At 73.8% G+C, this 22470-nt stretch carries 19 protein-coding genes and 1 pseudogene; 7 read left to right on the top strand and 13 right to left on the bottom strand.

The window, feature by feature from the left end:
- Positions 1-4: 4 nt before the first annotated feature.
- Entirely contained in the window at positions 5-322 is a 318-nt protein-coding gene (locus KUM42_RS15370) for an AzlD domain-containing protein (RefSeq protein ID WP_237493396.1), read from the bottom strand.
- On the bottom strand, positions 319-1008 hold the full coding sequence (locus KUM42_RS15365) for an AzlC family ABC transporter permease (RefSeq protein WP_237493395.1): 690 nt from the start codon (positions 1006-1008) through the stop codon (positions 319-321). The genes KUM42_RS15370 and KUM42_RS15365 overlap by 4 nt, the downstream gene beginning before the upstream one ends.
- 153 nt (positions 1009-1161) lie before the next feature.
- Here KUM42_RS15365 and KUM42_RS15360 point away from each other — a divergent pair, with 153 nt between their 5' ends.
- Positions 1162-2322 (top strand): Mrp/NBP35 family ATP-binding protein, encoded by a 1161-nt coding sequence (locus KUM42_RS15360; RefSeq protein ID WP_237493394.1) that lies wholly within the window; start codon positions 1162-1164, stop codon positions 2320-2322.
- Positions 2323-2438: 116 nt separating this feature from the next.
- On the opposite strand, the gene KUM42_RS15355 is transcribed toward KUM42_RS15360, so the two are convergent.
- The 4 genes from KUM42_RS15355 to sigE form a co-directional block, all read right to left on the bottom strand.
- Complete coding sequence (locus KUM42_RS15355; protein ID WP_237493393.1) at positions 2439-2813, bottom strand: twin-arginine translocase TatA/TatE family subunit; 375 nt, start codon at positions 2811-2813, stop codon at positions 2439-2441.
- Positions 2814-3003: 190 nt separating this feature from the next.
- On the bottom strand, positions 3004-4398 hold the full coding sequence (locus KUM42_RS15350; RefSeq protein ID WP_237493392.1) for a S1C family serine protease: 1395 nt from the start codon (positions 4396-4398) through the stop codon (positions 3004-3006).
- A gap of 161 nt (positions 4399-4559) precedes the next feature.
- Positions 4560-5204, bottom strand: a complete 645-nt coding sequence (locus KUM42_RS20325) for a zf-HC2 domain-containing protein (RefSeq protein ID WP_304610707.1) — start codon at positions 5202-5204, stop codon at positions 4560-4562.
- Positions 5201-5803, bottom strand: coding sequence for an RNA polymerase sigma factor SigE (sigE, locus tag KUM42_RS15340; protein ID WP_237493391.1), 603 nt, complete (start codon positions 5801-5803; stop codon positions 5201-5203). Before sigE ends, KUM42_RS20325 begins: the two co-directional genes overlap by 4 nt.
- Before the next feature lie 245 nt (positions 5804-6048).
- On the opposite strand from sigE, the gene KUM42_RS15335 reads away from it, so the two are divergent.
- Both KUM42_RS15335 and KUM42_RS20425 read left to right on the top strand, forming a co-directional pair.
- On the top strand, positions 6049-6726 hold the full coding sequence (locus KUM42_RS15335; RefSeq protein ID WP_237493390.1) for an O-methyltransferase: 678 nt from the start codon (positions 6049-6051) through the stop codon (positions 6724-6726).
- Positions 6727-6729: 3 nt separating this feature from the next.
- Positions 6730-7059 (top strand): annotated as a pseudogene (locus KUM42_RS20425) (cupin domain-containing protein); the annotation flags it as partial.
- 158 nt (positions 7060-7217) lie between these two features.
- Here the strand turns inward: KUM42_RS20425 and KUM42_RS15330 are convergent.
- Positions 7218-7736, bottom strand: a complete 519-nt coding sequence (locus KUM42_RS15330; protein ID WP_237493389.1) for a 2'-5' RNA ligase family protein — start codon at positions 7734-7736, stop codon at positions 7218-7220.
- Entirely contained in the window at positions 7733-8923 is a 1191-nt protein-coding gene (gene glgC, locus KUM42_RS15325) for a glucose-1-phosphate adenylyltransferase (RefSeq protein ID WP_370629314.1), read from the bottom strand. Before glgC ends, KUM42_RS15330 begins: the two co-directional genes overlap by 4 nt.
- A gap of 347 nt (positions 8924-9270) precedes the next feature.
- On the opposite strand from glgC, the gene KUM42_RS20320 reads away from it, so the two are divergent.
- Positions 9271-12207: a glycosyl hydrolase gene (locus KUM42_RS20320; RefSeq protein WP_304610706.1), complete on the top strand. Its 2937-nt coding sequence runs from the start codon at positions 9271-9273 to the stop codon at positions 12205-12207.
- A gap of 279 nt (positions 12208-12486) precedes the next feature.
- On the top strand, positions 12487-12723 hold the full coding sequence (locus KUM42_RS15315) for a hypothetical protein (RefSeq protein WP_237493387.1): 237 nt from the start codon (positions 12487-12489) through the stop codon (positions 12721-12723).
- Positions 12724-12768: 45 nt separating this feature from the next.
- Here the strand turns inward: KUM42_RS15315 and KUM42_RS15310 are convergent, their stop codons facing one another.
- The 3 genes from KUM42_RS15310 to KUM42_RS15300 are packed head-to-tail and all read right to left on the bottom strand — an operon-like array spanning position 12769 to position 17439.
- Complete coding sequence (locus tag KUM42_RS15310; RefSeq protein ID WP_237493386.1) at positions 12769-13716, bottom strand: glycoside hydrolase family 6 protein; 948 nt, start codon at positions 13714-13716, stop codon at positions 12769-12771.
- A gap of 10 nt (positions 13717-13726) precedes the next feature.
- Positions 13727-15406: a glycosyltransferase family 2 protein gene (locus KUM42_RS15305; protein ID WP_237493385.1), complete on the bottom strand. Its 1680-nt coding sequence runs from the start codon at positions 15404-15406 to the stop codon at positions 13727-13729.
- Positions 15406-17439, bottom strand: coding sequence for an acyltransferase family protein (locus KUM42_RS15300; RefSeq protein ID WP_255557512.1), 2034 nt, complete (start codon positions 17437-17439; stop codon positions 15406-15408). Before KUM42_RS15300 ends, KUM42_RS15305 begins: the two co-directional genes overlap by 1 nt.
- 590 nt (positions 17440-18029) lie before the next feature.
- Between KUM42_RS15300 and KUM42_RS15295 the strand changes: the two genes are divergently transcribed.
- On the top strand, positions 18030-19349 hold the full coding sequence (locus KUM42_RS15295) for a UDP-glucose/GDP-mannose dehydrogenase family protein (RefSeq protein WP_237493383.1): 1320 nt from the start codon (positions 18030-18032) through the stop codon (positions 19347-19349).
- Between the two features lie 59 nt (positions 19350-19408).
- Positions 19409-20599, top strand: coding sequence for a glycogen synthase (gene glgA, locus KUM42_RS15290; RefSeq protein ID WP_237493382.1), 1191 nt, complete (start codon positions 19409-19411; stop codon positions 20597-20599).
- Positions 20600-20683: 84 nt separating this feature from the next.
- On the opposite strand, the gene KUM42_RS15285 is transcribed toward glgA, so the two are convergent.
- Together KUM42_RS15285 and KUM42_RS15280 are read right to left on the bottom strand one after the other, a co-directional pair.
- Positions 20684-21871 (bottom strand): zinc-dependent alcohol dehydrogenase, encoded by a 1188-nt coding sequence (locus tag KUM42_RS15285; protein ID WP_237493381.1) that lies wholly within the window; start codon positions 21869-21871, stop codon positions 20684-20686.
- A gap of 84 nt (positions 21872-21955) precedes the next feature.
- Positions 21956-22375 (bottom strand): DUF350 domain-containing protein, encoded by a 420-nt coding sequence (locus KUM42_RS15280; RefSeq protein ID WP_237493380.1) that lies wholly within the window; start codon positions 22373-22375, stop codon positions 21956-21958.
- Positions 22376-22470 lie beyond the last annotated feature (95 nt).

Raw genomic sequence — 22470 nt, 5'->3', positions numbered from 1 at the left:
CCGTTCAGCCGCCCAGCACGTGCACCAGCGCCCCGGCCGCCCCGGCCAGCACGATGACGACGATGAACGGCGCCCGTAGCGCCAGCGCGAGCGCGGCCACCGCCAGCCCGACCAGCCGGCCGTCGAGCACGAGCTCCTTGCCCGACGTCGCCGCCTGCACCGCGACCAGCGCGGCCAGCAGCGCCGCGGGCACGAACTCCACGACCCGGGTGACCAGCGGGTGCTGGACCCAGGCCGCCGGCACGGACAGCCCGGCCAGCTTCAGCAGGTAGCAGCCCACCGAGCCGACCAGGACGACGGTCCACAGTGCCCCGGTGCTCACGCCGCCACCGCCCGCGGCCGCCCGGCGAACAGGACGGCGACGACGGCGAGCACCACCTGCAGCCCGGCGGGCACGAACGGCGTGAGCGCCAGCGCGACGACCGCCCCGCCCAGCGCCACCCGCCGCTGCGCACCCGCCTCGGTCGCGGTCCGCCGCAGTCGCGGCCACAGCAGGGCCAGGAAGGCCGCCGGCACGACGGCGTCCAGCGCGGCCTCGGCGGTCTCCCCCAGCCCGCCGGCGCCGAGCGCGCCGACCAGCGTCATCGCCGTCCAGCAGACGTAGACCGACCCGCCGGTGACCCAGAACGCCAGCCGGCCCAGCGCCCGGTCCGGGGCCGCCACGGCCATCGCCGTCGACTCGTCGATGACCAGCTGGGCGGCCCCGGCCCGCCGCAGCCAGCCGCGGGGGCTGAGCATCGGGGCCAGCCGGACGCCGTAGAGGGTGTTGCGGGAGCCGAGCAGCAGCGCACTGCCGACCGCGGCGAACGCGCCGCCGCCCGCGCCGAGCACGCCCACCAGCGCGAACTGTGAGGCGCCGGTGAACATCAGCGCCGACAGCGCGACCGCCTGCCAGGTCGACAGCCCTGCCCCCACCGCGGCCGCCCCGAACGCGACCCCGTACAGGCCCACCGCGAGGCCCAGCCCGAGGGAGTCCCGCAGCGTCGCGGACCAGGCGGGCGAGGACACGGCCGCGACCTTAGCGACCGGTACGGGGGTTGGCCGGGCTCACACCCTCGCCACCCGGACGCCGCTCTCACCCGCCGTACAGTGAAGGCGCCCGCGCGCGTGCTCCGAGGAGCCGCACCTCGCAGGCTCCCCGTCGAAGGAGACTCACCCCGCATGTCCGACACGCTCACCGGTACGCCGGCGCTGGACGCCGTGGTCGCCGCGCTGGCGACCGTCCAGGACCCGGAGATCAACCGTCCCCTGCCCGAGCTGGGCATGATCAAGGACGTGCAGATCGGCGTCGGGGGCGACCCGGGCGCGGTCCGCGTCGAGGTCTACCTCACCGTCACCGGCTGCCCGATGCGCGACACCATCACCGACCGGGTCACCGAGGCCGTCATCCGGGTGCCCGGCGTGACCGCCGTCCAGGTGGGCCTGGACGTGATGAACGACGAGCAGCGCACCGAGCTGCGCAAGACCGTGCGCGGCACGGACGCCGCTGACCCGGTCGTGCCCTTCGCCCAGCCCGGCTCGCTGACCCGCGTCTTCGCGGTGGCCTCGGGCAAGGGCGGCGTCGGCAAGTCCAGCGTCACGGTGAACCTGGCCGCCTCGATGGCTCGCCGCGGTCTGTCCGTGGGCGTCGTGGACGCCGACATCTACGGCCACTCGGTGCCCCGCATGCTCGGCTGCGAGGACAAGCCGACCCAGGTCGAGAACATGATCATGCCGCCGCAGTCCTACGGCGTGAAGGTCATCTCGATCGGCATGTTCACCCCGGGCAACACCCCGGTCGTGTGGCGTGGCCCGATGCTGCACCGCGCGCTGCAGCAGTTCCTGGCCGACGTGTGGTGGGGCGACCTGGACGTCCTGCTCCTGGACCTGCCCCCGGGCACCGGTGACGTCGCGATCTCGCTGGCCCAGCTGGTGCCCAACGCCGAGATCCTGGTGGTGACCACCCCGCAGCTGGCCGCGGCCGAGGTCGCCGAGCGGGCCGGCGCGATCGCCACCCAGACCAACCAGCGGGTCGTCGGCGTCATCGAGAACATGTCCTGGCTCGACCTGCCCGACGGCTCCCGCATGGAGCTGTTCGGTGCCGGTGGTGGCCAGGCCGTGTCCGACGCGCTGACCAAGGTGCTCGGCGCCCGGGTGCCACTGCTCGGCCAGATCCCGCTGGACACCCGACTGCGCGAGGCCGGCGACGCCGGTGCCCCGATCGTGCTCGCCCAGCCCGACGCCCCCGCGGCGCAGGCGCTGGAGAAGATCGCCGAGGGCCTCACCGTCCGCCAGCGCGGGCTGGCCGGCATGCCGCTGGGCCTGACCCCCGTCAGCCGCTAGTCACCGCACGACAGAGGCCGGCCTCCCCGTTGGGGAGACCGGCCTCTTGTCGTACGGCCCCGGTGCACGGCCCGCGCCGAGCGCCGGCGCGGTGTGAGGGGCACCGAGGTCCTTGTTCAGGTGGCGTCGGTGTCGAACGGCGGCGGCACCGCGGTGTCCCGCCGGGCCGCCGTCTTGGACAGCCGCACCGCACCGGCGGCCGTCGAACCCGTGGCGCTGGGCTTCAGCGGCGGGTCGTCGTCGTCACCGAGCAGCTGCTGCCGGATGAAGGTCTTCGGGTGGTACTGGCGCAGGTCGACGTCGCGCAGGTGGTCGAAGTCGTCGCCGAGGGTGTCGTGCAGCTGACCGCGCACCCCGGTGATGGCCTCACGGGCCTTCTTGATGCCCACCGCCGCGTCCTTGGCCAGCGAGGGGAGCCGGTCCGGCCCGAAGATGAACAGGGCAGCCAGCGCCAGGACGACGATCTCGCCCCAGCCGATCGAGTTGAACACCGCTCCTCCTCGCGCCCTGCCGCGCACCGCGGTCGTGTCCAGCGTAGGTGGGTGATCTGTCCGGCAGCGGTCGCCCGCCCCAACGGACGGTGTCCGGCCCTCTCGCACGGTCCCACCACCCGGGAGAGGTGGGGCGGGACGACGGGTCCCGCCCTCCGCACGCTCCGCGAGGGCCCCGGGACGAGGCCGGCTAGGCGATGCCGAGGGTGACCTGGACCTCGCGTGAGGCCCCGTCCCGCACCAGCTCCAGGGTGACCGTGTCGCCCGGGTCGTGGGTGTCGACCGCGACCACCAGCTCCTCGGAGCTGGCGACCGGCTGACCATCGACGGCGATCACGACGTCCTGCTCCTGCACGCCGGCCGTGGCCGCACCGCTGCCCGGCTCGACGTTGAGCACGAGCGCGCCGTCGCGGGTGCCGTCGGTGACCGAACGGGCGTTGATGCCGAGGGTGGCGTGCACCGCCGTCCCGGTGCTGATGAGCTCCTCGGAGATGGCGCGCACCGTGTCGATCGGGATGGCGAAGCCCAGGCCGATCGAGCCGCCGGTGGTGCCGTTGCCGCCGAGCGAGGCGATGGCGGTGTTGATGCCGATGACCGCCCCGGTGCCGTCGACGAGCGCGCCGCCGGAGTTGCCGGGGTTGATCGGGGCGTCGGTCTGTACGGCGCTGATCACCGCGTTGGTGTCGCTGCCCTCACCCGAGAGCCGAACCGGCCGGTCGAGGGCACTGACGATGCCGCTGGTGACGGTGCCGGCCAGGCCGAGCGGGGAGCCGATCGCCACCACGGGGTCACCGACGACGAGGTCGTCGGACTCCCCCAGCGTCGCGCCGACCAGCCCGGGCTTGTCCACCTTGAGGACGGCGAGGTCGCTGGCCGGGTCGCGGCCGACGATGGTGGCCGCCGAGCCGCTACCGTCGCTGAAGACCGCACGGATCTTCGCCTCGTCGTCGTCGGCAGCACCGGAGACGACGTGGTTGTTCGTGACGATGTAGCCACCGGCGGGGTCGACGACCACACCGGACCCGGTGGCGCCGGCGTTGGCCAGGCTGACCTCGATGGAGACCACGGCCGGGCTGACCCGACCGGCGATGTCGGCGACCGAGCCGGGCTCGCGGCTGACACCGGGCGAGACCTGGGACAGCTGGGTGCCCGGGGCCAGCAGCGGCTGCTCGTCGGCGGTGCGGCCCAGCCACCAGGCGGTCGCGCCGCCGGTGGCGCCCACCAGGAGCAGCGCCAGCAGCGTGAGGACCGTGAGCCGTACGGAGACGTCGCGCAGCCGGAGCTTCTTGCGCCCGCGCGCGTCGACGACGACCGGGCCGGCCTGCTCCTCCTCGGCGGGGAACTCGGCCGGGGCGCCGAGGCCGGCCGGTGCGTACGGGTCGCGCCACGGGTCGGCGACGGCGTCGGAATTCCAGAAGGGTGCAGCCGCGGTGCGGCGGCGGGGGCGGAGCCCACCGGGGGGCTCGCCGAGGCCGGTCGCGCCGTCACGCGGGGCGAAGGCGCGCAGCACCGCCTCGGGCGGCGGCGGCGGGGTGGGCCGCGGCGGTGCGGTGGGCCGGCCGGCGTCGCCGAAGGACCCGCCCACCTCCGGCGGGCGCCCGAAGGCGGCCTGCTGCGCGGGGTGCGGCTCGGGCGCCGGCGGGCTGCTCGGGGCCAGGCGCGCCTCGGACGGCGCGAAGGCCCCCGTCGTCCCGCGGGGGCGGCCGAACGCGTCTGCCTGGTCGTCCGGGCTGCCGGAGGTCTCGCTCAGGGCGTCCCGCCCGGCGGCAGGGTGCTCGTCGAGCCGACGGTCAGGGTGCGGACCACCGGCGGCACGATGTCGGTGCGCTCGGACGGGGCCGGGCGGTCGACCGCGCCGGCCACCGGGGCACCGGGGCGGGTCTGGTCGGTGGGGGCGTCGGCCCCGGGCAGGGCGACGGCGAGGACCGCGACGCCCAGGCCGATGCCGGCCAGCGCACCGGTCATGCCGCGGCGCAGCCAGCGGGAGCTGTGGTCGGGACGCACCGGCGCGGGCGCCGGCGGGGTCAGCGGGATGGACCACGAGCCGCCGATGCCACTGGTGGTCAGCCCGTCGGCGCCGGCGCTGAGCCCACCCAGACCGCCGGTGCCGGGCACGTCGGCGGTGAACGGGATGGCCTTGAGCCGGGACAGCAGGTCGAACGGGACGTCGACGCCGCCGTCGTGCTGCAGGGCGTCCTTGGCCTCGCGCTGCGCGGCGACCGCCATCCGGCACTGCACGCAGCCGGACAGGTGCCGGGCGGCGCGCGCCGCGGCCCCGCCGGAGAGCTCGCCGTCGACCAGGGCCGCGACGGCCTCCTGGGCGAGGTGGCTCGGGGGGATGCTCACGATGCCGCCGAGACGGCGCGGGTCGGCCTGCTCGCGCTCGCTCACGCCAGGCCCTCCACCGCGACCGGGGCCCGGCCGGGGGCCAGGTGGGCCAGGGCCTCGCGCAGCTGGACGCGACCACGGTGGATGCGGCTGCGCACGGTGCCCAGCTTGATGCCGAGCGTCGCCGAGATCTCCTCGTAGGTGAGGCCCTCGATGTCGCACAGGACGACGGCCACGCGGAACTCCGGCGACAGCTTGTCCAGCGCCGCCTGGATCTGCGGGTCCAGGTGGGTGTCGGCGTAGACCTGCTCCGGGGACGGCGCGGAGCCGGGCAGGCGCTCGGTGTCCTCGGGGAGGGCGTCGAAGCGGATCCGCTGCCGGCGCCGGACCATGTCCAGGAAGAGGTTGGTGGTGATGCGGTGCAGCCAGCCCTCGAAGGTGCCCGGGGAGAAGTCCGCCAGCGAGCGGAAGACCCGCACGAACGTCTCCTGGGTGAGGTCCTCGGCGTCCTGCTGGTTGCCCGACAGGCGGTAGGCCAGCCGGTACACCCGGGCGGAGTGGTCGCGGACGACCTGCTCCCACGTGGGGGCGACCCAGCCCTCCGCACCGCCGGCGTCGGGCAGCGCCGTGCCCGCGGGCTCGCTCGCGGCTGCTCCGGTCACGGCGACAGGATCGCAGACGACCGGCGCGGCCACCTCCCCACCGGGGGTGGGCTGCTCGGTGGACCGCGGCGGGGACTGCTGGCTGGTGCTACGCGTCAGACGCACGTCCGTTCCAACGGGCGGGCACCGGACCGGTGTTCCCGGCGGCGACGACCCACAGGCAGTTGCCAGGGAGGCCGCCAGGCGGTGCGCCGCCCCGGCCCCCGGGCAGGCGGGACACCGCCCTGCGCCTCTACCCTCGCCGGGTGACCAGCGTCGCCGGACCGCCCCCCAGGCAAGCGTCCCCCACCAGTGCGGCGGCCTGGGCCGACAGCTTCGCCACCGAGTCCCCGGTGATGGCCGCGGCCCGCCACCGGGCGCTCACGTCGGCCACCGCGTTCGGCACGCCCCCGCCGGTGGAGCCCGCGGTCGGGGCGACCCTCGCCGTGCTGGCCGCCGCGGGCAACGCGCGGTCGGTGGTCTCCCTTGGCAGCGGTGGCGGGGTCGCCGGGCTGTGGCTGCTCGAGGGGATGCAGCCCGACGGCGTCCTCACCTCCCTCGACGTCGACCCCGCCGAGCAGCGCGCAGCCCGCCGCACCTACACCGAGGCCGGGGTGCCCAGCGGGCGCACCCGGCTGATCTTCGGCACGCCCGGCGAGGTCCTCCCCCGCCTGTCGCCCGGCGCCTACGACCTGGTCACCTGCGCCAGCCCGCCGCTGGAGTACTCCGCGCACCTGGGCGGCCTGCTCGGGCTGATCCGCCGGGGCGGGTCGCTGGTCTGCCTCGGTCTGCTCGCCGACGGTGCGATCGCCGACCGCTCGGCCCGCGACGCGCAGACCGTCGCCTGGCGCGAGATCGCCCGCACCCTCCGCGAGGACGAGACCCTCACCTGCGCCGTCCTGCCCGTCGGCACCGGCCTCCTGGTCGCCACCAAGCGGACCTGACCCGTGGCGCCGGTGACCGTCGTCCGCGCCGGTGCGGGTGAGCTCATCGAGGCGGCCGGCGTCGAGCACCTGTTCCAGCTGACCGGCGGCCGGCTGGGCGTCGAGCGGTTCGTCGTCCCGCCGTCGACCGTCGGGGCACGCCCGCACGTGCACGGGTCGCACGACGAGTACTTCTACGTGCTCGCCGGCACGCTGACCCTGGCGACCGAGGACGGTGAGACGGCGCTGACCGCCGGCGACCTGGCCGCCGCCCCGCGCGGGTCGGTGCACGGGTACCGCAACGCCTCACCCCGAGGTCCCGGCCACGGCGCTGTGCCTGTACACCCCGCCCGGCTACGAGCAGTACTTCCGCGACGTGCACGCGGCCGCGTGCGACGTGCACGCGGCCGCGGCCGACGGCGCCGAGGTCACCCCGGAGCTGCTGGCAGAGCTGCGCAGCCGGTACGACACCGAGAGCCGCTGACCGGCGCGCCGGACGCAGCGGGCGTCGCTCAGCGGAAGAGGAACTCCCCCGCCGGCGCCCAGGGGCCGCCGAGGTAGTCCCACAGGCCGAGTCCGCGCGCGGTGACCGTCTCGGCGACGAACGCGGCCGACAGGTCGGCGTACAGCGCCCGGGCGACCTCGGGCTCGACCTTGTTCTGCACGGTGACGTGCGGCCGCGACCACTGCCGGTCCTGGCGGGTCAGCCACGAGTCGAACGCCCCGGCCAGCCCGCGCCGCAGCGCGGTGAGCTCCGGGGCGTCGAGGTCGATCGCCACACCGCGGCCGAGGAACCGCACGCCGGTCACCGCGACGTGGAACGGCGCGCGGTCGGCGACCTCGGCGAGCTCGCGGCGCACGTCGGCCACCTGCTCGCCGGGCAGAGCGTGGAACAGCGTCACGTGCGCCTGCAGGTGGTTGCGCTGGGCCGGGAAGTGCGCCTCGCGCAGCCGGTCGAACCGGCCCTGCGCCTCGTCGTCCAGCAGGAGCGTGACGATCAGGGGCGCAGGGCCGTCGTCCGAGTGGTTCACAGGATCGCGCGTGCGCCCTTGCCGAGCACGGTCACGCCGCCGGCGCTCACGTGGTACCGCTCGCGGTCGCGGTCGAGGTCGACACCGATCCGCGCACCCGGCGGGACGACGACGTTCTTGTCCAGGATCGCCCGGCGCACGATCGCGCCCTCACCGATGTGGACGCCGTCCATCAGCACGCTGCCCTCGACCCGGGCACCACGCTCCAGGCGCACGTTCGGCGAGACGACCGACCCGTGCACGGCGGCACCGTCGATGATCACCCCGGCGCTGACCATCGACTCCTCGGCCCGGCCACCGAGCACGAACTTGGCCGGCGGCAGCATGGGCGGGAGGGTGTAGATGGGCCAGCGGTCGTTGTAGAGGTTGAAGATCGGGCTGACCGACACCAGGTCCATGTGCGAGTCGTAGTAGGCGTCGAGGGTCCCCACGTCGCGCCAGTAGCCGTGGTCGCGCTCGGTCTCGCCGGGCACCACGTTGCTGGAGAAGTCGTAGACGTAGGCGTCGCCGGCCTCGGCCATCATCGGCATGATCGACCCGCCCATGTCGTGCACGGAGTCCTCGTCCTCGGCGTCCCGGCGCAGCGCCTCGAGCAGCGCGTCGGTGGTGAAGACGTAGTTGCCCATCGACGCGAACGTCTCGTCGGGGCTGCCCGGCAGGCCGGGCGGGTCGGCCGGCTTCTCGAGGAACTGCACGACCTTGCCGTTCTCGTCGGCGTCGATGACACCGAAGGCGGTGGCCTCCTTGCGGGGCACCCGCAGCCCGGCCACGGTCACGCCGGCGCCTGAGTCCAGGTGCTGCTGGATCATCTGGGCCGGGTCCATCCGGTACACGTGGTCGGCACCGAAGACCACGACGATGTCGGGCCGGTCGTCGTAGATGAGGTTGAGGCTCTGGTAGATGGCGTCGGCGCTGCCGGTGTACCAGCGCGGCCCGAGCCGCTGCTGCGCCGGGACCGGGGTGATGTAGCTGCCCAGCAGCGTCGACATCCGCCAGACCGTGGTGATGTGCCGGTCGAGGGAGTGGCTCTTGTACTGGGTGAGCACCGCGATCCGCCGGATGTCGGCGTTCACGAGGTTGGACAGGACGAAGTCGATGAGCCGGTAGTTGCCGCCGAAGGGGACGGCGGGCTTCGCCCGGTCCTGGGTCAGCGGCGCAAGCCGCTTCCCCTCTCCACCTGCCAACACGATGCCGAGAACTCTGGGGCCGCCACGCATGTGGGGAAGGTAACTGTTGGCGGCCCGCCGTGCGCCCCCAGGTGGTCCAGGACTCACCCGTTGGTCGTAACCGGGACCCCGGGGCCTCCGCCCGCAGCACCGCCCGAGGACGTCCCCGCGGGCGCCACGGGGACCAGCAGGAGGGGCGACTGGTCACGATCCGTACATGAGTGATCAACGGCACGTGACGAGAGGGTGGCTCCTGGGCCAGGATGACCCGCAGGGCGCCGGCTCGGTCGACCGTCGTCCACCGCAGGCGCTCCACCGCCGTCCGGCCCATGCCGGACGGCGGACACCCGGCGAGGGCGAGGGACCTGATGACCCCAGCACGTACGCGCACGCAGCACGGACGCACCCCGTCCCCGGGGCGTGGAGGATCCGGCCTGCGCCGGCTGCGGGCCCGGAGCCGGCGCAGGCCGGCACTGCTCACCGCCGCCGCCGTCCTCGTCGGCGCCGGGTCGGTCCTGCTGGCCCCCGCGGCCGGCGCGGCCACCTGCACACCCGACCCGGTCCTGTGCCCGGAGCGGGTGCACGTCGGCGCCTCGGTGGCCGGGCTGCCCCGCGACCCGGCCGCCCTGGACGCGTTCACCGCAGCGACCGGGGTCTCCCCCAGCACCGCGATGTTCTTCCTCGACTTCGGTGGCCAGGTGGACACCGGCGCACTGCAGCGGCTCAGCGCGGACGGGCGGCTGCCCATGCTGACCTGGGAGCCCTGGACCCACACCCGCCCCGGGGAGAACCCGTACCCGCTCGCCGCGATCGCCGCCGGGCAGTTCGACACCTACCTGAGCGCGCAGGGCGCGGCGCTCGCCGCCGTCGGGGCACCGGTCGCCGTTCGCTTCGGCCACGAGATGAACGGCTCCTGGTACCCGTGGGGGCAGGGGGTCAACGGCAACACCCCGGAGGACTACGTCGCGGCCTACCGGCACGTGGTCGACGTCGTGTCCGCCGCGGGTGCCGACGACGTCGTCTGGACGTGGTCACCGATCACGGTGATCTCCCGCCCGAACGTGCCGCTGGCACCGCTCTACCCGGGCGACGACGTCGTCGACTGGGTGGGGCTGAGCGTCTACTTCAGCTCCCCCGTCGCGACCTACGCCGCCGACGTGCCGCCGACCCTCCGCCAGCTCGACCAGTTCGCCCCGACCAAGCCGATCTTCGTCGCCGAGTCCGCCGTCCTGCCCGGCCCCGACCGCCCGGCGATGGTGCACGACCTGGTCTCCGGGCTGCTCACGATCCCCCGGCTGGTCGGCTTCACCTGGTTCGACCAGGACACCCAGCACGACTACCGCATCGAGAACGACCCGCCCGCCGCCGCCCAGCTGGCCGCCGAGCTCGCCTCCCCCTGGTTCGGCGGCGCGGGGCAGGTGGACGACCCCGTCGTCGCCGCACCGCTGGTGATGACCGCACCCACCGTGAGCGGGACCGCCCAGGTGGGGAGCTCGCTCACCGCCACGCCGGGCACCTGGCGCACCTCCGGCGCCTCGGGCCCCCTGGCGACCGACCTGCGCTGGCACCGCTGCACCGACCCGCGGGCGGTCACCTCGTGCACCCCGACGACGGCGACCGGCGCCGGCTACGCCCCGGAACAGGCCGACCTCGGCCGGTACCTGCGGGTCGCCGAGACCGCGAGCAACGACGCCGGCAGCACCGTGTCCTGGTCGCCCCCGACCGTGGCCGTGCTGATGACGCCGGCCGTCCCGGCCGCACCGGCGGTGGAGTCCCGGGACGGCGCCCTGCGCCTGACCCTCCCGCCCGCACCGACCGGCGCGACGCACTGGCAGGTCACCCTGGACGGCGTGACCCGGCCCCTGGTACCGGTCGGCAGCGACACCTACTGGATCACCGGGCTGACCGACGGCACCAGTTACCGCCTGGGGCTGGCGGCGGCGTCGGCCTCGACGACCGGTCAGCTGGTGTCCGCCCCCACCACCGGCACCGCCGTCCCGATGACCACCCCGTGGACGCCGTTCACCACCTACAGCTCCGGGACCCTCACCGTCCGGCTGCCCGCGCAGGCGCCCACCGGCGCCACCGGCTGGCAGCTCACCGTCGGGACCACCACCCGCACCCTGCCGCTCGGCACCGCGACCACCGACCTCCCCGCCACTCCCGGCACCTCGTGGACGTTGCGCGCCACCGCCGGCGACTGGAACGGGCCCAACCTCTCCCTGCCCGCCACCGGCACCGTCCCCACCGCGGCCGCACCGGCCACCCCCGCGGCCCCCGCGGTCGAGTCCCGCGACGGTGCCCTGCGGCTGACCTTCCCGCCCGCCCCGGCCGGGACGACGCACTGGCAGCTCACCGTCGACGGCGTGACCCGCCCCCTCGTGGCGGTCGGCACGGACACGTTCTGGGTCACCGGCCTGGCCAACGGCAGCAGCCACCGCCTCGGGCTGGCCGCGGCCACCGTCACCAGCACCGCGACCACCTCCACCACGGCGATCAGCGCCGCCACCACGGGCACGGCCGTCCCGATGACCACCCCGTGGACGCCGTTCACCACCTACGCCGGTGGCACGCTCACCGTCCGGCTCCCCGCGCAGGCACCCACCGGGGCCACCGGCTGGCAGCTCACCGTCGGGACGAGCACCCGGGCACTCCCCCTCGGCACGGCCAGCGCCGAGGTCCCGGCCGCCCCCGGCACCTCGTGGGCGCTGCGGGCCACCGCCGGTGACTGGAACGGGCCCAACCTCTCCCTGCCGGCCACCGGCACCGTCCCCACCCCCACGACACCGGCCACCCCCGCGGCCCCCGCAGTCGAGTCCCGCGACGGCGCCCTGCGGCTCACGTTCCCGCCCGCCCCGGCCGGGACGACGCACTGGCAGCTCACCGTCGACGGCGTGACCCGCCCCCTCGTCGCGGTGGGCACCGATGCCTACTGGGTCACCGGCCTGGCCAACGGCAGCAGCCACCGCCTGGGCCTGGCCGCGGCCACCGTCAACACGACCGCCACCACCTCGACCACCGCGATCGGTGCAGCCACCACCGGCACCGCCGTCCCGATGACCACGCCGTGGACGCCCTACACGACCTACGCCGGTGGCACGCTCACCGTGCGGCTGCCCACGCAGGCACCCGCCGGTGCCACCGGCTGGCAGCTCACCGTCGGCACGGCCAGCCGCACCCTGCCGCTCACCGCCACGAGCGCCGACCTGCCTGCCACCCCCGGGACCACGTGGGCGCTGCGGGCCACCGCCGGCGACTGGAACGGCCCCAACCTCTCCCTCCCGGCCGCCGGCACCGTGCGCTGACCCGGGTGCCGGCCGCCCGCCGGCACCCGGGAACGGTCGGCGGAGAGGACACGCGCGCACACGCTCGGTCAACGGCTCGCCCGTGGGACTCATGGGACGGCCGCACGAGGAGCGTCTGTGCCGCGGCCCGGTCATCGTCGTCGGCGACACGGGGGTCGACCGGTCCGAGGACATGGCCGACCCCGCCCGGTGGGGTGACGTGGCTGCTCGGTCCCCTCAAGCGCCGCACGCTCCCTGCCGACTCAGCGTCGAGTCGGAGTTCCACGGAGGAGAGCAGTCATGCGTCTGAAGCCGGTCGGCCGTCCCGCACGGACCCAGCCCGCGACCCCTGCGCCGGGCGGGGTGCCGCTGCGTGTCCGCGTGGGCCGTCGCCTGCGCGCGGGCAGGATCGCCCGGACCGCGTGGTGCGCCCACTGCGAGGTGCGTCCGCGGGCCGACGTGCAGGGCGACGCCGGACGGTTCTGCAGCCCCGCGTGCGCCCAGGCCGACGGCCTGGACAACTGGTCGATCGCCTGACCCGCAGCTGAGCGACCCGCCGCCGACCGACCGGGCCGGGCGGTGTCACGGTCTCCGGTTGGCCACCAGCTCCAAGGCGTTGGACAGCCAGAACTGCCCGGCCGGGGGCCCGCCGTTGCAGGTGCCGTCCGAGCGGCCCGGGGTCTTGATCCAGAAGAACCCGTCGAGCCGCGGCTGGTCGGGCAGCTGCGTCCCGGGGAGCCGCCCCAGGGCCAGACCGCCGACGTTGCACCAGTCCCGCTCGTGGGAGCTGGACCCCCGGCCGTTACGACTGCTGTCCACCAGGAAGTGCCTCCCCCCGGTCATCGCCGACAGCTCGTTGCCGTACGCGAGCGCCGGCCCGTCGGCCACGTGGTTGGCCACGTTGATGCTGAAGCCGTCGGCACTGCCGACGTTGGCCCGCTCCAGGAGACCGGCCATGGCCGCCGGCGACACCCACATGGACGCGTCGAGGTAGACCCGGGCCCGTGGGCTGTTGGCCTTCAGCACGTCGACGGCCCGGCCGATCGTGAGCAGCCGGGCCGCCCGCTGTGCCGGCGGCAGCTGCAGGGACAGCCCGATCGCATCGGGCTCGACGACGACCACGGCGGGCGCGTCCCCCAGGTGGTGTGCGACCGCACCCACCCACGCCAGGTAGGCGGAGTCGTCACCGAAGCCACCGGCGGAGTGACCCCCCAGGTCCCGGTCCGGGATCGCGTAGAGCACCAGCGGGACCGGCAGGCCGGCGGCCGCCTGGGCCCACGAGCCGACCGTCCGCGGGTCCGTCGTCTCACCGATCCAGCTGAAGGTCGGCTGCTCGGCCAGCACGCGCAGCTCGGGGTGTGCGCCCACGAGGGCGTCGACGGCCGTGGGCGCCGCCCAGAGCCGCACCCGGGCGATCTGGCCCCCTGCTCCTGAGCCCGACATCGTCAGGCCCAGGAGCAGGGCGAGGACCAGGCAGCCGGCGACCGCGGCCGGCCGGACCGCCGGGGGCCGGCGGGGAGGGACGACCACGCCTGCCCGGTCAGGCCTGCGCGGCGGCCCGGGCGGCGGTCCGCCGGGGCAGGAACCGGGGCCCGGAGCGCTGGGAGGGCTGCCGCTCCCGCCAGGCCAGGAACGCGATCGGCATCCAGATGTAGGCGTTCAGGACGCTGAACACCAGGATCGGCGCGATGTCGACGATCCCGCGGCCCTGCAGCAGCCAGTGCACGACCCCGGCGGCCATGAGCGCGTTGGTGCCGGCCGTCCAGCCCACCATCATCCGGGTCACCTGCGCCGTCATGCCCGTCTTCCGGGTCTGACCGGTGGGCACCCAGTCGGCCGCCCGGCCCTGCAGTGCGTGCCAGATCGCCGCCGCGTGCGCGAAGGAGGAGATCGTGTAGACCCGCAGCGTCGCCGGCCGCCAGTGCGTCCGGTGGATCAGGGCGATGAGCGGGTAGAGCAGGAAGGTCGGCAGCAGCCAGAAGAAGTTCGACAGCACGATGCGGTCGGGCAGGAACCACAGCATGACCAGCGTGGGCAGCGAGAGCAGGTACACGCCGACCCCGGTGCTGATGTAGTAGCCGAACCCGGTGAAGAAGCACAGCCGCTGGCGGTAGCGCAGCGGCGCGTCGTGGAAGGCCTTGTCCGCGAGCAGGCTCATCGACCCCAGGCACCAGCGGTACTGCTGGGAGATGAACGACGAGAGCTTGTCCGGGCAGAGGCCCTTGGCCACCACGACCGGCACGTAGACGGTCCGGTAGCCGACCTTCATCAGGTTGACGCCGGTGTGCACGTCCTCGGAGTGGCCGATCTGGGCGAAGCCGCCCGACTCCACCAGCGCGGCCCGCCGGTAGACGGCGCAGGTGCCCACGCAGATCGGGGCACCGAGCTTGTCGCGGGACACCTGGGCCCACCGGTAGAAGCTCTCCTGGACCGAGCCCGCGCACTCCTCCAGCCAGCTCTGGCGCTTCTTGTCGGCGTCGAAGAACTGCGGGGACTGCACGATCGCGATCGTGGGGTCGGCGAAGTAGGGCACCAGCTCGGTCAGGAAGTCCGCCCGCGGGCAGAAGTCGGCGTCGAAGATGACGATGAGGTCGCCCTCGGTGCGGTCGAAGGCGTACTTAAGGTTGCCGGCCTTCTTCAGCAGCGGGCGGTTGTCCCGCACGTCGTAGTCGAAGCCGTACTCCGCGGCGAGCTCGGCGACCTGCGGCCGGGCGGAGTCGTCCATGACCCGGACGACGAGCTCCCCCGCCCACGTCAGCCGGGCCACGTGCTCGTAGGTGTTGCGCAGCACCTCCAGCGGCTCACCGGCCGAGGGCAGGAAGACGTCGATGCTCGGGAGGGTCTCCGGCTCCCACAGCGCGACGGTGCGCTCGTGGTCCAGCCGGGTGATCCGGCGACGTCGGGTCGTGGCGATGTGCGTCAGGACCATGTAGCCGATGAAGATCGTGACCATCGGCCAGAACAGCCAGAGCGCCGGCGTCGTCGCCGAGAACAGCACCAGGCTCAGCGCCGCCGAGCAGGCGGCGACGGTGCGCATGGTGATGAACCAGATGTGCTGCTTGCCGAAGTAGGTGAACTTGTCCGCGTCGGTGGGTGCCGCGGGCAGCCCCTCGACGACCGGGGCCTGCCCGGCCAGCGGGCGCCAAGCCGGCCGGGTGCGGAGCGAGACCGCCGTGGACGCCGCGGGCTGGACGAGATCGGGGTGGGTGAGGTCGGGCATCACAGCTCCTCGAAGAGGGGGGCCAACATGGGCGCGAGCCAGGCCGCGTAGGTGTTCGTGACGTGTCCGTTGTCGCGGCGGACGGTCATGTTCTCGACGACCGCCGGGCAGGTCTGGGTGCAGAAGAACGGCAGGGTGTCGACGAACTGGTAGCCGGCCCGGTCGACCGCCGCGTGCACGGCGGTGTGCCGGTCCGGGAAGAACGCGAAGGCGCCGCTGACCGGCACCGCGCACTGCGACGCGTCGGCGAGGTGCTCCTGCAGGCAGGCCAGCGGGTCGTCTCCGACGTAGGGCGTGTCCTGCATGTAGACGATGCGGCTGTCGGCGCCGGCCATCGCCCGCAGCCCGTCGACGGTCGCCTGTCCCCACTCGTCGTCGGTCATCGAGCTCCAGACCACCTGGTCGCTCTGGCTGGACACGATCAGGTCCGGGTCCAGCGTCCGGACGCGCTCCTGGATGGCAGCCCGCCAGGTGGAGCACTCGGTGTAGGTGCGCTTGAGCTGGTCGCTGTAGACCGGCCCCATCTGGGCGATCGGGCAGGCCGACTTGGTGAAGCTGTAGAGCCGGTAGCCGTTGGCGCGGGCCTGCTCCTCCAGCGGGGCGAGCCACTGCTGGGCGTGGGAGTCCCCGATGAGCACCATCGTCCTGGCGCCCTGCGGGTCCCCGAACAGGCACTCCCCCTGCTCGGTCTCCAGGAAGTCCAGGTGGCAGCCGTCGGCGCTGGAGCTCGGGAGGTCGTCCCTCGCCACGCCCAGGGCCGGCGTGAGGTTCGACGGCAGCGCGGTGATGCCGGCGCTGGCGTCGATGGTGCGGCTGACCTCGGTGAGGTCCGCCGTCCGCAGCGCCACGGCCTGGCGCGCCTCGCCGGTGCCCACCAGGTTCGGCAGCGACAGGAGCAGGACGAACGCCGTCCCGGCCGCCACCGCGGACATCGCCGTCCCGGCCGCCAGCCAGCCGCGCAACGTGAGGCTGTGCCGTGCGGCCGCGTTCTCCAGGAAGTACGTGAGGACGGCGGCCCAGAAGGCCAGGAAGACGATCTCGACCTGGTAGCCCCAGCCCAGCTCACCACCGACCCAGGCCGGCAGCAGGATCAGCATCGGCCAGTGCCACAGGTACCAGGCGTAGGAGACCTTGCCCATGTACTGCATGGCCCCGTGGCCCAGCACCCTCTGGAGCGAGGGCACCTCGCCCAGCGTGCCCGCGGCCAGAAGCGCCGCTGCTCCGGCGACGGGGACGGCGGCCGCCCACCCGGGGTAGAGGGTGCGGTCGGTGTAGAGGAAGGCGGTGGCGACGATGGCCGCCGTCCCGGACCAGGCCAGCACGGCGCGGACGCCCTGGGGCATGACCAGGCGGTGGGCCAGCAGGGCGAGCAGGGCGCCGGCGCCCAGCTCCCACGCCCGGGTGTGGATGGAGAAGTAGGACAGCGAGGTGTCCTGCGGGGTCTGCACCACCGAGGCGAGGAAGGTGCCGGCGGAGATGAGCGCGATGGCGCCGACCATGAGCCTCCGGAAGTGCCTGCGGCGTCCGACCAGCAGGCAGAGCGCGATCAGCAGCGGCCAGACGACGTAGAACTGCTCCTCCACCGACAGCGACCAGAAGTGCTGCAGCGGTGAGGGCGGCGCGGTCGCGTTCTGGTACTGCACGCCCTCGAACGCGAGGTGGTAGTTGATCCCGTAGACGGCGGCGTAGAAGACGTCGGTCATGACCGACTGCGCCTGGGTCACGGGCAGGAACACCCGGGCCATGACGACGGAGAAGACCATGACGATCACGGCGGCCGGCAGCAGGCGCCGCATGCGCCGCCCGTAGAAGCGGCCGAAGGAGATCCGGCCGTCCCGCTCCGCCTCGGCGCTGAGCGCCGAGGTGATCAGGTAGCCGGAGATGACGAAGAAGACGTCGACGCCGACGTAACCGCCGGTCACCCCGGGCACGTTGGCGTGGTACAGGACGACCAGGAGCACGGCCACGGCCCGCAGGCCCTGGATGTCCGTGCGGTGCCGGCGAACGGCCGGTGGAGCCGATTTCTCCGCCATTGTCGGCGGTGGGCTCAGGGAGACTGTGGCCACGATTCCTCTGTCCCATCAGGGCGCGACTGCACCCGCGTAGAAGTGTGTTCCGCCAAACCGGTACGGCACCGGGCCGGGACCGTGCGGTGGCGGGGGTGGGGGGGGTCCGAGGGTCGTGTCGACCCGGACGGAGGCGACTACCGAAGGTCGCCGGACGTGACTCCGTCGACGCACTTCTCGGAGCGTCCCCCGAGGGTCCGTGTCGCCGGACAGCCTCGTCGTCGAGGCGCTGACACCATCATGACCAGGACATACGTCGTTCTGTCCAGCCCGCTGCGTTGCGGGTTCGTCAACTTCTGGTCACAACGTAGCGCATCCGTGCGGTTACGCAGAGCGAGAGACCGACATCACGCTCCGTGTCGACATCTCGACTTGACGACAGGCTGCGGCGTCCGTCAGGGTCGTCCCCAGACGCCTCGACCACGAGGCCGGCCGGCTGGTCCCCTGCCCACGGACCGCCTGCCCGCGAGCCGGCGTCCGCCATTGTCGGCGACCATTCCCCGGCTCGCCCTGCCCTTTTCGGGAATTGCACCCGACCAGCAGAGAAGAGACCGTTCATGAAGATCTCGGTCATCGGTTGCGGCTACCTGGGTGCGGTCCACGCCGCCTCGATGGCCGAGCTCGGGCACGACGTGGTGGGCATCGACGTCGACCCGGGGAAGGTCGCCCGGCTGTCCCGGGCGGAGGCCCCGTTCTACGAGCCCAGCTTCGAGGAGCTGCTCGGCACGTCCCTGGCCTCGGGGCGGCTGCGCTTCAGCACCGACATCGCCGACGCGGCCGGTTCGCGGGTCCACTTCGTCTGCGTCGGGACCCCGCAGAAGCGCGGCGAGTACGCCGCCGACCTGCGCTACGTCGAGGCCGCCGTCGAGTCCCTGCTCGAGGTCCTCGAGCCCGGCGACCTGGTCGCCGGCAAGTCCACCGTGCCCGTCGGGACCGCCGCCCGGCTGGCCGAGCTCATCGAGGGAAAGGTCCCCGGCGCGATGCTGGCGTGGAACCCGGAGTTCCTGCGTGAGGGCTTCGCGGTGGAGGACACGCTGCACCCCGACCGGCTGGTCTACGGCATCTCCCCCGGCGCCGGAGGACAGGCCGCCCGCGCCGTGCTGGACGAGGTCTACGCCCCGATCGTGGCCGCCGGCACGCCCCAGGTGGTCACCGACCACGCGACCGCAGAGATGGTGAAGACCGCGGCCAACTCGTTCCTGGCCACGAAGATCTCCTTCATCAACGCGATGGCCGAGCTGTGCGAGGCCACCGGCGCCGACGTCAAGCAGCTCGCCGACGCCATCGGCCACGACGACCGCATCGGCCGCAAGTTCCTCAACGCCGGCCTCGGCTTCGGCGGCGGCTGCCTGCCCAAGGACATCCGCGCCTTCATGGCCCGCGCCGGGGAACTCGGCGCCGACCAGGCGCTCACGTTCCTGCGCGAGGTCGACAACATCAACATGCGCCGCCGGATCCGGATGGTCGACCTGGCCCGCGAGGTCTGCGACGGCTCCCTCCTCGGCAAGCGCGTCGCCGTGCTCGGGGCCGCCTTCAAGCCCAACAGCGACGACATCCGCGACTCACCTGCGCTCAACGTCGCCGCCCAACTGCAGCTGCAGGGCGCCGTCGTCCGGGTCACCGACCCCGCCGCCGGCGAGAACATCCGGCGCAGCTGGTCCCAGCTCGACGTCGTGGACACCCCGGAGGAGGCGGCCGAGCGAGCCGACGCCGTCCTCCTGCTCACCGAGTGGACGCAGTACCGCGAGCTCGACCCGGTCGCCTTCGGTCGCGTCGTCGCCCGGAAGCGCGTGCTCGACGGCCGCAACGCCCTGGACGTGGACCGCTGGGTGGCTGCCGGCTGGAGCTACCGCGCACTCGGCCGCCGCGCCGGCTGACCGGACGCGCGTGACCCGCTGGCGCGCCCCGTCCGGTGCGCGGACCTAGGGTGAGCGGCGTGCGCGTAGGAGTGGTGACGAGGGAATGGCCGCCGGACGTCTACGGGGGCGCGGGGGTGCACGTCGAGCACCTCGTGGCGGCCCTGCGTGGCCTCGACGGTGGCCCGGAGATCGACGTGCACTGCTTCGGCGGTCCGCGCGCCCAGGGCACGCCCGGGGCTGATGCGACCGGCTACGCGGTGCCCGCCGGTCTGCAGTCGGCCAACGGTGCGCTCCAGGCCGTCGGGGTGGACGTCGAGATGGCCGCGGCGCTGGCCGGGGTCGACCTGGTCCACTCCCACACCTGGTACGCCAACACCGCCGGCATCCTGGCCCAGCTGGTGCACGGCAGCGCCCACGTGGTGACCGCGCACTCCCTCGAGCCGCGCCGGCCGTGGAAGGCCGACCAGCTCGGCGGGGGCTACCGGCTCTCCTCCTGGGTCGAGCGCACCGCCTACCAGGCCGCCGACGCCGTCATCGCGGTCAGCCGCGGCATGAAGGCCGACGTCCTCGACGTGTACCCGGAGCTCGACCCGGCGAAGGTGCTCGTCGTCGGCAACGGCGTCGACGCGCAGGCCTACCGCCCGATCGAGGCGCCCGACGTCGTCCGCTCCGTGGGCGTCGACCCCGACCGGCCCTACGCGCTGTTCGTCGGCCGCATCACCCGGCAGAAGGGCCTGATGCACCTGTTGGCCGCCGCCGACCAGCTGCCGCCGGAGGCCGGGCTGGTGCTGTGCGCCGGCGCACCGGACACCCCGGCCGAGCGCCAGCAGTTCGCCGACGGCGTCGCCGCGCTGCAGGCCCGCCGGTCCGGCGTCGTGTGGATCGAGCAGATGCTGCCGCGCGAGCAGCTGGTCCCGCTGATCACCGGCGCGACCGTGTTCGTCGTCCCGTCGGTGTACGAGCCGCTGGGCATCGTCAACCTGGAGGCCGCGGCCTGCGGGACGGCGGTCGTGGCCAGCGCCGTGGGCGGCATCCCCGAGGTCGTCGACGACGGGCGCACCGGCCTGCTGGTGCCCTACACCGAGGACGACCCGGCCGCCTTCGCCACAGGCCTGGCCGCCCGGATGTCCGAGCTGCTCGCCGACCCCGCCCGGGCCGCCGAGATGGGCCGGGCAGGTCGTGAGCGCGTGCTGGCCGAGTTCGGCTGGCCGGCGATCGCCCAGCAGACCGTGCAGGTCTACGAACAGGTCCTCGCCGCCCGCAGCTGAAGGCCGGTGGCCGGCCTCACGTGAGGCCGGCCACCGCCCTCAGGACTGCTGCCGATCGGTCGGCCCCTGCGCCGGGGGCCTCTCTCACAGCTCCGGCTTGAGCTGCACCTTCACGTAGCCGTCGGCCTTCTGCTGGAACTTCGCGTAGGCGTCGGGTGCCTCCGACAGCGGCAGCCGGTGGGTGGCAAAGGAGTCGACGCCCAGCGGGTCGTCGTCACCGAGCAGCGGCATGATCTCCGGGACCCACTTCTTGATGTTGGCCTGGCCCATGCGCAGCTGGATCTGCTTGTCGAACATGGTGACCATCGGCATCGGGTCGGCCGCGCCGCCGTAGACGCCGGAGACCGAGATGGTCCCGCCGCGGCGGACGATGTCGATCGCGGAGTACAGCGCGCTCATCCGGTCGACACCGGCCTCCTGCATGAGCGGCGCCGACAGCGCCTTGGGCAGCAGCCCGGCCGCCTTCTGCACGAAGCCGGCGACCGGCGACCCGTGAGCCTCCATGCCGACGGCGTCGAGCACCGAGTCCGGGCCGCGGCCGTCGGTCATGTCGCGGATCGCGTCGCCGAGGTCGCTCTCGTGCTCGCGCAGGTCGACGACCTCGATGCCGCGCAGCCGGGCGCGCATCAGCCGCTCGGTGACCAGGTCGACGCCGATGACCCGGTACCCCTTGTGCTTGGCGATCCGGCAGGCGAAGTCACCGATCGGACCCAGGCCGAGCACGACGAGCGTGCCGCCCTCGGGCACGCCGGCGTACTCCACGCCCTGCCAGGCGGTGGGCAGGATGTCCGACAGGTAGGCGAACCGGTCGTCCGGCGGCCCGTCGGGGAGCTTGATGTGGGTGAACTGGGCCTGCGGCACCCGCAGGTACTCCGCCTGCCCGCCCGGCACCTCGCCGTAGAGCTTGGAGAAGCCGAACAGCGCGGCACCCATGCCCTGGTCGCGCACCTGGGTGGTCTCGCACTGGGTGTACAGCTGCCGCTGGCACATCCAGCAGTGCCCGCAGGAGATCTGGAACGGGATGGAGACCCGGTCCCCCACCTGGAGGTCACCGGTCTGCGAGCCGACCTCGACGACCTGCCCCATGGCCTCGTGGCCCAGGACGTCGCCCTTGCCCATGAACGGGGAGAGCGGGTCGTACAGGTGCAGGTCCGAGCCGCAGATGTTGGTGGTGGTCACCCGGATCACCGCGTCGGTCGGCTCCTGGACGAAGGGGTCGGGGACCTCCTCGACGCGGACGTCCGCGGTGCCGTGCCAGGTCACTGCCTTCATGGGGGGGTCCGATCGTCAGGGACGCACAAGATCACGTCGTCCCTGGACGGGTGCCCCTGGCCGGGCGGGGCAAACGGCCCGGCGTCAGGGCCAGATGGAGGCGACGACGATCGCCGAGACCGCCAGCGTTGAGGCCGCGCTCACCAGGCTGGCCGGGTGGAACCCGACCTCGACCAGGTGCTGCCCCAGCTTGCCGGGGGTGAGCAGGTCGAGCACGAAGAAGGCGACCACCTGCAGGGCGATGCCGACCAGCCCGAAGACGACGGTGTCGAGCAGCGCGTCACCGAAGCCGCTGGTGCCGTTGGTCCAGATCGTGGTGAACGCGATCGCGCCCTGCCCGAGGAACACCGCGGCGAGCGCGATGCCGGCGTTGACCGACCGCTCCTCGTAGATGTGCCGGGCCAGGTGGCCGGGGGTGAGCAGGTCGAGGACGACGGCGCCCAGGACGAGGAGCACGATGCCGACGCCGGTGTAGGCGACTGCGTAGCCGATGCTGGCCAGCACGAGAGGGACCTCCAGGTGGGGACGGCGGAGCGGTGCGAGCCTAGGGGCAGCGCCACGCCACGCGGTGGAACAGCCCCCGGCCCGGCGGCGCTGCA

The sequence above is a fragment of the Modestobacter sp. L9-4 genome (assembly GCF_019112525.1).
In the GTDB taxonomy this organism is placed as follows: Bacteria; Actinomycetota; Actinomycetes; order Mycobacteriales; family Geodermatophilaceae; genus Modestobacter.
Note: the sequence above shows the minus strand (reverse complement) of the source record. Positions and strands in the feature narration are given on the sequence as shown.